2 protein-coding genes (1 of these 2 cut by a window edge) are annotated in these 12,292 nt (G+C 75.7%); both read left to right on the forward strand.

Annotated elements, in window-relative coordinates:
• Positions 1-1,766, forward strand: partial view of a type I polyketide synthase gene (locus ABD361_RS16830; RefSeq protein ID WP_344436130.1) — the end only. It extends 26,608 nt beyond the left edge of the window; 1,766 of the gene's 28,374 nt are visible here — the last part of the coding sequence; its start codon lies beyond the left edge, outside the window; its stop codon occupies positions 1,764-1,766.
• Positions 1,763-12,250 (forward strand): SDR family NAD(P)-dependent oxidoreductase, encoded by a 10,488-nt coding sequence (locus ABD361_RS16835; protein ID WP_425583235.1) that lies wholly within the window; start codon positions 1,763-1,765, stop codon positions 12,248-12,250. Before ABD361_RS16830 ends, ABD361_RS16835 begins: the two co-directional genes overlap by 4 nt.
• Positions 12,251-12,292 lie beyond the last annotated feature (42 nt).

Genomic DNA, 12,292 nt, shown 5'->3' on the forward strand with positions numbered 1-12,292 from the left:
GCAGGTTCACCGGCGTCGTCTCGCTGCTCGCCCTCGCCGACCGGCCGGCGGCCGCCGGCGCCGCCCCCGAGGGCCTGGCCCTGACCGCCGCCCTCGTCCAGGCCCTGGGCGACGCCGCGATCGACGCGCCGCTGTGGTGCGTCACCCGCGCAGCGGTAGCCGTCACCCCGACCGAGGACGTTTCCGGCACCGCCCAGGCGGCCGTCTGGGGCCTGGGCCGGGTCACCGCCCTCGAACACCCCCGGCGCTGGGGCGGTCTGATCGACCTGCCCGCCGCCCTCGACGAGCGCACCGCCGCCCGCTTCGCCGGCGTCCTGGCCGACCCCGCGGGCGAGGACCAGATCGCCGTGCGGCCCACCGGCGCCCACGGCAGGCGGCTGACCCCCCTGCCCGCCGGCGAGGACACCCCCGCGTGGCAGCCCACCGGCACCGTCCTGGTCACCGGCGGCACCGGCGCCCTCGGCGCCCACGTGGCCCGCGACCTGGCCCGGGCCGGCGCGGCCCACCTGCTCCTCGTCAGCCGCCGCGGCCCCGACGCCCCCGGCGCCGAGGCCCTGCGCGCCGAACTCCTGGAGCTCGGCGCGAAGGTGACCGTCGCGGCCTGCGACGTCACCGACCGCGAGGCGCTCACCGCCCTCCTGGCCGGCATCCCCGCCGACGCGCCCCTGACCGCCGTCGTGCACACTGCCGGCGTCGTCGACGACGGCGTCGTCGACGGCCTGACCCCCGAGCGCCTGGACGCCGTCCACCGGGCCAAGGCCGCCTCCGCCCTCGCCCTGCACGACCTGACGCGCGAGCACGACCTGCAGGCCTTCGTCCTGTTCTCCTCGGCCTCCGCCACCGTCGGCAACCCCGGCCAGGGCGGCTACGCCGCCGCCAACGCCGTCCTGGAGGCCCTCGCCGAGCACCGCCGCGCCCACGGCCTGGCCGCCACCGCCATCGCCTGGGGCGCCTGGGACGGCGGCGGCATGGCCGCCGACCCCCGGGCCGCCGCCGCGGCCCGCCGCACCGGCGTCCGGCCGCTGGACCCCGCCCTCGCGGCACAGGCCCTGCGCCACGCGGTCGCCGACACCCGTCCGGTCCAGGTCGTCGCCGACGTCGAACCCGCCCGGTTCGCCGCCGCCTTCACCTCCGTACGGCCCAGCCCGCTGCTCGCCGACCTCGCCCCGGCCACGCCGGAGCCGGCGGACGCAGGGGCCGGCGCCGCCGGCGCCGACGACCTGCGCCGGCACCTGGCGGCCCTGCCCGCCGCCCGCCGCCGCGAGACGGTTCTGCAGCTGGTGCGCGAGCGGGCCGCTGCCGTCCTCGGCCACCCCGGCGCCGATGCCGTCGGAGCCGACCGGGCCTTCCGCGACCTGGGCTTCGACTCCCTCGCAGCGGTCGAGCTGCGCAACCAGCTCGGCGCCGCCACCGGCCTGGAGCTCGCCGCCACGCTCGTCTTCGACCACCCCACCCCGGTGGACCTGGCCGACCACGTCCTGCGGCTCCTCCTCCCCGCCGACGGCGAGGACGGCACGACGGCCGGCGACGCCGACCTCGACCAGGCCGGCCTGCGGGCCCTGCTCGCCTCCGTCCCCCTCGCCCGGCTGAGGGAGGCGGGCGTCCTCGAACCCCTGATGAAGCTCGCCGCCGACATGGCGGCCTCGGGCGAGGACACCGCGGCACAGAGCACCACCGGCGCGTACGAGGAGTCGATCGACGCCATGGACGTCGACGCCCTGGTGCGCGCGGCCATGGACGGCACCACCACCGAGACGCGGGACTGACGGAGCGAGAGTCGAAAGAGCGGACCATGACCACGCCCAGCGAAAAAGTTGTCGAAGCTCTCCGTGCCTCGCTCAAAGAGGCCGAGCACCTGCGCCGGCAGAACCGCACGCTCGTCGCCGCCGCCACCGAGCCCGTCGCCGTCATCGGCATGAGCTGCCGCTACCCCGGCGGCGTGAACTCGCCCGAGGACCTGTGGGACCTCGTCGCCACCGGCACCGACGCCGTCTCCGGCTTCCCCACCGACCGCGGCTGGGACCTGGCCGCCCTGAAGGAGGCCGGGGTCGACAAGCGCGGCAACAGCGTCAGCCAGGAAGGCGGCTTCCTGGACGACGCCGCCGGCTTCGACGCCGCGTTCTTCGGCATCTCCCCGCGGGAGGCCGTCACCATGGACCCCCAGCAGCGCCTGCTGCTGGAGACCTCCTGGGAGGCCGTCGAACGCGCCGGCATCGACCCGGCGGGCCTGCGCGGCAGCCAGACCGGCGTCTTCGTCGGCACCAACGGCCAGGACTACGCCTACCTGCTGGTGCGCTCCCTGGCCGACGCCACCGGCGACATCGGCACCGGCATCGCCGCCAGTGCCACCTCCGGCCGCCTGTCCTACACCCTGGGCCTGGAGGGCCCGGCCGTCACCGTCGACACCGCCTGCTCCTCCTCGCTGGTGGCCCTGCACTCCGCCGTGCAGGCCCTGCGGGCCGGCGAGTGCTCCCTGGCCCTCGTCGGCGGCGTCAACGTCATGTCCTCGCCCGGCTCCCTCATGGAGTTCAGCCGCCAGGGCGGCCTCGCCGCCGACGGCCGCTGCAAGGCCTACTCCGACGACGCCGACGGCACCGGCTGGGCCGAGGGCGTCGGCGTCCTCCTCGTCGAACGCCTCTCCGACGCCCGCCGCAACGGCCACCCCGTCCTCGCCGTCGTGCGCGGCTCGGCCGTGGGCCAGGACGGTGCTTCCAACGGCTTCACCGCCCCCAGCGGCCCCGCCCAGCAGCGCGTCATCCGGCGCGCCCTGCACAACGCCGGCCTGGCGCCCGCCGACGTCGACGCCGTCGAGGGCCACGGCACCGGCACCCCGCTCGGCGACCCCATCGAGGCCGGGGCCCTGCTGGCCACCTACGGGCAGGGCCGCGAGGCCGGCCGGCCGCTGCTCCTCGGCTCCATCAAGTCCAACATCGGCCACACCCAGGCCGCCGCCGGCGTCGCCGGGGTCATCAAGATGGTCATGGCGATGCGGCGCGGCGTCCTGCCCCGTACGCTGCACGCCGACCGCCCGTCCACGCACGTGGACTGGACCGGGGGAGCGGTGGAACTGCTGACCGAGCCCACTCCGTGGCCCGAGGCCGGCCGCCCCCGCCGGGCCGGCGTCTCGTCCTTCGGCATCAGCGGCACCAACGCCCACGTCGTCCTGGAACAGGCCGAGCCCGCCCCGGAGCCAAAACCGCTCGCCCCCGTCCCGGGCATCGTGCCCTGGATCCTCTCCGCCAAGACCGAACAGGCCCTCGACGCCCAGATCGAGCGCGTCACCGCCCTGGCGGACGGCGCGGCCCGGCCCCTCGACGTCGGCCACTCGCTCGCCTCCGGCCGCTCGCTCCTCGACCACCGCGCCGTCCTGCTCGCGGGCCCCGACGGCAGCCTCTCCGAGGCCGCCCGGGCCCGCGCGGCCTCGCCCGCCGGCCCGCTGGCCGTGCTGTTCACCGGCCAGGGCGCGCAGCGCGCGGGCATGGGCCGGGAGCTGTACGCCCGCCACCCCGCGTTCGCCCGGGCCCTGGACGAGGTCACCGGCCTGCTCGACGCCCGGCTCGACCGCCCCCTGCGCGAGGTGATGTTCGCGGCCGCCGACGGCGACGCCGCCCTGCTCGACCGCACCGGCTACGCCCAGCCCGCGCTGTTCGCCTTCGAGGTGGCGTTGTTCCGGCTGGTGGAGTCGTGGGGCGTGACGCCGGATTTCGTGGCCGGTCATTCGGTGGGCGAGATCGCCGCCGCCCATGTGGCGGGCGTGCTGTCCCTGGAGGACGCGTGTGCTCTCGTCGCGGCGCGGGCCCGGTTGATGGACGCGCTGCCGGCCGGCGGGGCGATGGTGGCCGTGCAGGCCTCCGAGGAGGAGGTCCGCGCGCGGCTCACCGAGGGCGCCTGCCTCGCCGCCGTCAACGGGCCGGACGCCGTCGTCGTCGCCGGCGACGAGACGGCCGTACCGCGCATCGCCGAACACTTCGCCGCCCAGGGCCGGCGCACCCAGCGGCTCGCGGTGAGCCACGCCTTCCACTCGGCGTTGATGGAGCCGATGCTGGAGGAGTTCCGGCAGGTGGCCGAGGGGCTGGCGTACGCGGCGCCGCGGATTCCCGTGGTGTCCAATGTGACGGGTGAGGTGGCTGCGGCGCAGCTCATCGGCTCCGCGGACTACTGGGTGCGGCACGTGCGCGAGACCGTACGCTTCGCCGACGGCGTCCGTACGCTCGCCGCCGAAGGCGCCGCCGTCTTCCTCGAACTCGGCCCCGACGGCGTCCTGACCGCCATGGCCCAGCAGAACCTCGACGCCCTCGACCGCCCCGCCCTGTGCGTCCCCGCCCTGCGCAGGAACCGCGCCGAGGAACGCTCCCTGCTCACCGCCCTCGCCCGGCTGCACGTCACGGGCGTCGCCGTCGACTGGGCCGCGTGGTTCGACGGCACCGGCGCCCGGCGCGTGGACGTCCCCACCTACCCCTTCCAGCACGAGCGGTACTGGCCCCGGCCCACCCCGCAGGCCGGCGACGTCTCCGCCGCCGGCCTCACGCCCGCCGGGCACCCGCTCCTCGGCGCCGCGGTCGCCGTCGCCGGCCTCGACGGCGTGCTGTGCACCAGCCGCCTGTCCGCCCTCACCCACCCCCAGCTCGCGGGTGCCGGCATCCTGCCCGAATCCGCGTTCCTCGAACTGGTCCTGCGCGCCGGCGACCAGGTCGGCTGCGACCGCGTCACCGAGCTCCGCCACGACGCCCCCCTCCACCTCCCCGCCGACGGCTCGGTCCTGCTGCAGGTGTGGGTCGGCGCCGCCGACGCCACCGGCGCCCGCCCGGTCACCGTCCACTCCCAGCAGGCCGACGCCCCCGACCAGAACTGGACGCAGCACGCCACCGGCGTCCTCGCCACGGGCGAGCGCGTCACCGACTTCGGCGCCACCACCTGGCCGCCGCAGGACGCCACCGCCGTCACGACTCCGCCGTCCGGCACCCTGCAGGCGGCCTGGACGCGCGGCGAGACGGTCTTCGCCGAGGCCGTCCTCCCGGCGGGCACCGACGACGCCACCGCGTACGGACTGCACCCGGCCCTGCTCGAAGCCGTGGCGCACACCGCCGCCCTCGCCCACCAGGACACCGACGCCCCCGCGATCGACCGGTGGAACGGGGTGTCCCTGCACGCCACCGGCGCCTCCGTGATCCGCATCAGCGCCACCCGCACCGGCGAGGCCACCGTCTCCGTCGCCGTGGCCGACGCCGAGGGCGCCCCCGTCCTGTCCGCCGACGCCCTCGCCCTGCGCGACCGCGCCGACCTGGACACCGCCGTGCGGCAGTCGGATGCCGCGGGGTCGCTGCTCGCACTCGCGTGGGTGCCGGCACCCGAGGCGTCCTCCGTGCAGCACGACGCCCGGTACGTGACGCTCCCGGCCGACGACTGGGACCTCGGCGCGGTCGCCGACGCGGACACGGTCGTGGTCCCCGTCCCGGACGCCGCGCCGGACGCGATCCCCGCGACCGTGCACGAACTGACGGCCCGCGCCCTGCACCTGGTGCAGCGTTGGCTGGCCGAGGAGCGGTTCGCCACAGCCCGGCTGGTGTTCGTCACCCGCAACGCCGTCTCCGGCGCCGGCGGGGGGCTGGCGGCCGCGGCGGTGTGGGGTCTGGTGCGCTCGGCGCAGTCGGAGCACCCGGACCGCTTCGTCCTGCTCGACCTGGACGACAGCGGCCGGCCCGGGGACGTCCTGCCGCAGCTGCCGGGGCTGCTGGCCGCCGGCGACGCGCAGTTCGCCGTCCGCGAGGGCAGCGTGCACGTCGCCCGCCTCCAGCGCATCCCGGCCGCCGACAGCCCGACCGCACCCGAATGGGACCCGTACGGCACGGTGCTGATCACCGGTGGCACGGGCGGACTGGGCGGGCTGCTGGCGCGGCACCTGGTCGCCGAGCGGGGTGTACGGCACCTGCTGCTGGTCAGCCGGCGCGGCCTTGAGGCGCCGGGCGCGGCGCAGCTGCGGACCGCGCTCGAAGAACTCGGCGCCCGCGTCTCCGTCGTGGCCTGCGACATCGCCGACCGCGCACAGCTCGAACGCGCCCTGGACACCGTTCCCGCACAGCATCCGCTGACGGCTGTCATCCATACGGCGGGTGTGTTGGATGACGGTGTCATCACGTCGCTGACAGCCCAGCGGCTGGCGGCGGTGCTGCGGCCGAAGGTCGATGCGGCTTGGCATCTGCACGAGGCGACCCGCGACCTGGACCTGGCGGCGTTCGTCGTCTACTCGTCGATTTCCGGTGTCATGGGCAGCGCCGGCCAGGCGAATTACGCGGCAGGCAATGTCTTCCTCGATGCTCTTGCTCAGCACCGTCGCGGTCTGGGGCTGGCGGGCCAGTCGTTGGCGTGGGGTGCGTGGGCTCAGGCGGACGGCATGACGGGCACCCTGTCCGCGGCCGACATGCAGCGCATCGCCGCTTCCGGCGTCCCTCCGCTCTCCGCCGCCCAGGGCCTGGCCCTGTTCGACGCGGCCACGGGTTCCGGTGAGCCGTACCTCGTCCCCATCGGCCCGGCGCCCCGCGGCGGCCGTGCACCCGGCATCGTCCCGCCGCTGCTGCGCGGCCTCCTGCGCGGCGGCCGTCGTACGGCCGCGACCGCCGTCGGCGGCCGGGCCACCGCCGTGGCCCTCAGCCGGCGCCTGCTGGAACTCGGCCCCGACGACGCCCTGCGGCACACCACCGACCTCGTCCGCACCGAGGCCGCGGCGGTGCTCGGCCACGCCTCGGCACGGGGCATCGGCACCGACCGCGAATTCCGCGAGCTCGGCGTCGACTCGCTGACCGCCGTCGAGCTGCGCAACCGCCTCACGAGCGCCACCGGCCTGCGGCTGACCGCCACCCTCGTCTACGACTACCCCACCCCCGCCGCCCTCGCCGCGCACCTGGTGGAGCTGCTTCTCGACGAACAGGACGAGGAGCGCGACGACCGGCGCGCGGGCGCCACGGCCGTCGCGGCCGACGACGACCCGGTCGCCGTCGTCGGCATGGCGTGCCGCATGCCCGGCGGCGTCCGCACCCCCGACGACCTGTGGGAGATGCTCACCGCCGGCCGCGACGGCATCACCGGCTTCCCCAGGGACCGCGGCTGGGACCTGAAGGCCCTCTTCGACGCCGGCCCCGACAACCGCGGCGTGAGCGCCACCCGCCGGGGCGGATTCCTCGACGGCGTCGGCGACTTCGACGCCGGCTTCTTCGGCATCTCGCCCCGCGAGGCCCTCGCCATGGACCCGCAGCAGCGGCTGCTGCTGGAGACGTCGTGGGAGGCGTTCGAGCGGGCGGGCATCGACGCAACCGCGCTGCGGGGCACGCGGACCGGCGTCTTCGTCGGCACGACCGGCCAGGACTACGCGTCGCTGGTGATGAACTCCCGCGAGGACGTCGAGGGCCACGCCAGCACGGGCCTGGCCACCTCCGTCCTCTCCGGCCGCATCTCGTACACCTTCGGGCTGGAGGGCCCGGCGGTGACGGTCGACACGGCCTGCTCGTCCTCCCTGGTGGCCCTGCACCTGGCCGCCCAGTCCCTGCGCAGCGGCGAGAGCACGCTGGCCCTGGCCGGCGGCGTCACCGTGCTCAGCACGCCGATGACCTTCGCCGGCTTCAGCCGGCAGGGCGGGCTGGCGCCCGACGGCCACTGCAAGGCATTCGCGGACGCGGCCGACGGCACCGGCTGGTCCGAGGGCGCCGGCATCCTGGTGCTCGAGCGCCTCTCCGACGCCCGCCGCAACGGCCACCGCGTACTGGCGGTCGTCCGCGGCTCGGCCGTCAACCAGGACGGCGCCTCCAACGGCCTGACCGCCCCCAACGGCCCCTCCCAGCAGCGCGTCATCCGCCAGGCCCTGACCTCCGCCGGCCTGACCGCCGCGGACGTCGACGCCGTCGAGGCGCACGGTACGGGCACGAAGCTGGGCGACCCCATCGAGGCGCAGGCGCTGCTGGCGACGTACGGCCGGGACCGGCCGGCCGACCGCCCGCTGCTGCTGGGCTCGGTGAAGTCCAACATCGGCCACACGCAGGCCGCGGCAGGCGTCGCCGGCGTCATCAAGATGGTGCTGGCGATGCAGGAGGGCGTCCTGCCGCGCACCCTGCACGTCGATTCCCCGTCGTCCCATGTCGACTGGTCCGCCGGAGCCGTGGAGCTGCTGACCGAGGCGCGCCCGTGGCCCGCGGTGGACCGCCCCTGGCGGGCGGGCGTCTCGTCCTTCGGCATCAGCGGCACCAACGCCCACGTCATCCTGGAGCAGCCCGAGCCGGTCGAGACGCCGGCCGAGGCGGCGGGCGGGGCGGCGGTTGTGAGCGGTCCCGTGCCGTGGGCCGTGTCGGCCAGGTCCGAGGCGGCGCTGGCCGAACAGATCGACCGCGCCAAGGAATGGGCCGGCTCCGGGCGCTTCGCACGGCAGGACGCCGGCTTCTCACTGGCGGCCGGGCGATCGGTCCTCGACCACCGGGCCGTGCTGCTCGTGGACGAGCAGGAAGCACGGGAGGTCGCGCGCGGCGTCGCCGCGGACGCCCCCGGCGCCCTGGCCGTCCTCTTCTCCGGCCAGGGCGCGCAGCGCGCGGGCATGGGCCGGGAGCTGTACGCCCGCTTCCCCGCGTTCGCCCGGGCTCTGGACGAGGTCACCGGCCTGCTCGACGCCGAACTCGGGCAGTCGCTGCGCGAGGTGATGTCCGGCGAGGCGGAGGGAATCCACGAGACCCGCTTCACCCAACCCGCGTTGTTCGCCTTCGAGGTGGCGTTGTTCCGACTGGTGGAGTCGTGGGGCGTGACGCCGGATTTCGTGGCCGGTCATTCGGTGGGCGAGATTGCTGCCGCCCATGTGGCGGGGGTGTTGTCGCTGGAGGACGCGTGTGCTCTCGTCGCGGCGCGGGCGCGGTTGATGGATGCGCTGCCGGCCGGTGGTGCGATGGTGGCCGTGCAGGCCTCCGAGGAGGAGGCCCGGGCGCGGCTGATCGAGGGCGTGTCCATCGCGGCGATCAACGGGCCGCGGTCGGTGGTGCTCTCCGGTGACGAGGCAGCAGTACTGCGCGCCGCGGAGGGGCTGAAGTCGCAGCGGCTGTCCGTCAGTCACGCCTTCCACTCGGCGTTGATGGAGCCGATGCTGGAGGAGTTCCGGCGGGTGGCCGAGGGGCTGGCGTACGCGGTGCCGCGGATTCCCGTGGTGTCGAATGTGACGGGTGAGGTGGCTGCGGCGGAGCACCTCTGCTCCGCCGACTACTGGGTGCGGCACGTGCGCGAGACCGTCCGCTTCGCCGACGGCGTCCGTACCCTCGCCGCCGAAGGCGCCACCGTCTTTCTCGAACTCGGCCCCGACGCCACCCTCACCGCGCTCGCCCAGCTCACCCTGGACCCCGAGCAGAACCCGGTCGTCGTCCCCGCCCTGCGCAAGGACCAGCCGGAGGACGCCGCCCTGCTGACCGCCCTCGCCCGCCTCCACGTCGCCGGCGCCGGCGTCGACTGGGCCGCCTGGTACGCGGGTACGGGCGCGCGGCACGTCGACCTGCCCACGTACCCCTTCCAGCACGAGCGGTACTGGCCCCGCCCCGCCCACCGCGCCACGGACGCCGCCTCGCTGGGGCTGGTCCCCGCACGCCACCCGCTGCTCGGCGCGGCCATGGGCCTCGCGGACTCCCAAGGCGTGGTGTTCACCAGCCGGCTGTCGGAGCGGACCGGCGCCTTCCCGGCCTCCGCCTTCGTCGAACTGGCCGTACGTGCCGGGGACGAGGCCGGGTGCGAGGGCATCGACGAGCTCACCGTCACCACCCCCCTCGTCCTCGCCGGGGACACCGCCCGCGTCCTGCAGGTGCGCCTCGACGCCCCGGACGAGGACGGCACGCGGACCGTACGCTTCTTCTCCCGCCCGGAGGACGCACCCACCGACCTGCCCTGGACCGAGCACGCCACCGCAGTCCTGATGCCGCAGGCCACGGAACCCGCCGACCCGGGCCCGACCGAGTGGCCGCCCTGCGACGCCACCGCCGCCGACCCCGGCGACCTCCTGCCCGGACTCGACGCCCTGCGCTCGGCCTGGACCCGCGACGACGAGATCTTCGTCGAAGCCGCCCTCACCGACGAGGCGGCCGCCGACGCCGCGTACTTCGGCATCCACCCCGACCTGCTGGAGACCCTGGCCCGCTCCGCCGAACTCGCCGACGGCACCACGGCAAGCGAACCGTGGTCCTGGACCGGCGTGCGCCTGCACGCCGCGGGCGCCGCCACCGTACGAGCACGCCTCACCCGGCAGCCCGGCGACGCATTCTCGCTCATAGCGGTGGATGCCGCCGGAGCCCCCGTGCTCTCGGCGGAGTCGCTCCGCCTGCGCCCGCAGTCCTCCGCGCAGGAAGAGGGCACCGAGGACGGGTCGTTGCTGCGCCTGGACTGGGTCCCGGCCTCCGACACCACGGCCGCCGCCGAGAACCTGCGCTGGGTCACGCTCGGCACGGACGAGGCGCCGACGCTCGCGGACGTCCCCGCCGGCCCGGACCTGGTCGTCGTGCCGGTGCCCACCGCGCCCACCGACGGCGACTCCGTGCCGTCCGCCGTGCACGACCTTGCCGCCCGGGCCCTCGGCCTCGTCCAAGAATGGCTCGCCGACAACCGCTTCGCCGCCTCGCGCCTGGTCTTCGTCACCCGCAACGCCGTCTCCGGCGGCGGCGAGGGACTGGCCGGTACCGCGGTGTGGGGCCTGGTGCGCTCGGCGCAGTCGGAGCACCCGGACCGGTTCGTCCTGCTCGACCTCGACGACAGCGGCCGGCCCGAGGCCGTGCTCCCGCACCTCCCGGCCCTGCTGGCCACCGGCGAGACGCAGTTCGCCGTACGCAATGGCACCCTGCACCTCCCGCGCCTGGCCCGCTGCACGCCCCGGACTCCGGCCGCACCCGCATGGGACCCGGACGGCACGGTGCTGATCACCGGCGGTACGGGTGGCCTGGGCGGTCTGCTGGCACGCCATGTGGTGGCCGAGCGGGGTGTACGGCACCTGCTGCTGGTCAGCCGGCGCGGCCCGGCGGCGCCGGGTGCGGCGGCACTGCAGGACGAACTGGTCGCCCTGGGTGCCGAGGTTGCGGTCGTGGCTTGTGACACGGCCGACCGCCGCGCGGTCGAGAAGCTGCTGGCGACGATTCCGCAGCGGCATCCGCTGACGGCTGTCATCCATACGGCGGGTGTGTTGGATGACGGTGTCATCACGTCGCTGACACCCCAGCGGCTTGCGGCGGTGCTGCGGCCGAAGGTCGATGCGGCCTGGCACCTGCACGAGGCGACCCGCGACCTGGACCTGGCGGCCTTCGTCGTCTATTCGTCGATTTCCGGTGTCATGGGCAGTGCCGGACAGGCGAATTACGCGGCCGGTAACGTCTTCCTCGACGCTCTCGCTCAGCACCGTCGCCGCCTGGACCTGCCGGGCCAGTCGTTGGCGTGGGGTGCATGGGCGCAGGCCGACGGCATGACCGGCACACTGTCCGCGACCGACATGCAGCGCATCGCCGCCTCCGGCGTGCCTCCGCTCTCCGCCGCCCAGGGCCTGGCCCTGTTCGACGCGGCCACGGGTTCCGGCGAACCGTACCTCGTCCCCATCGGCCCCGCCGGCGGGGCGCGGCGCAGCGCCGGCGACGTACCGCCTCTGCTGCGCGGCCTGGTCAAGGGCGGCCGGCGCACGGCCGCCCGGACTGCGGGCGGCGCGGCCGCGGCGGCCGGCCTCGCCCGGCGCCTGCGCGACCTGCGCGCAGCCGAACGTCCCCGCTTCGCCCTCGACCTCGTACGGACCGAGGTCGCCGGCGTGCTGGGGCACGCCTCGCCCAAGGCCGTCGACACCAAGCGCGGCTTCCAGGACCTGGGCTTCGACTCGCTGACCGCCGTCGAACTGCGCAACCGCCTGACCGCCGTCACCGGCCTGCGCCTGCCCGCCACCCTCGTCTTCGACTACCCCACGCTCCCCGCCCTCGCCGACCACCTCGTCTCCCAGCTCGTGGACGGCGGACCGGCGGAAGGCGGCGACGCCACCACCGCACTGCTCGCCGAACTCGACCGCCTCGACTCCGCCCTGGCCGCCGGCGCGCCCGACGACCTCACCCGGTCCGCCGTCGCCAACCGGCTGCTGACCATGCTGGAGAAGTGGCGCGGCGCCGGCGAGACGCAGGCCGCCGGCACCGCCGAGGTCGCCGAGCGCATCGGGGCCGCCAGCGAGGACGAGATCTTCGCCTTCATCGACAACGAGCTCGGCCGTCTGAACGACCGCTGACCCGGCCTCACTATTCACAGGGAAGGTTCCACGTCACATGTC

Origin of the sequence: Streptomyces luteosporeus, from assembly GCF_039532865.1 — a bacterium.
In the GTDB taxonomy this organism is placed as follows: Bacteria; Actinomycetota; Actinomycetes; order Streptomycetales; family Streptomycetaceae; genus Streptomyces; species Streptomyces luteosporeus.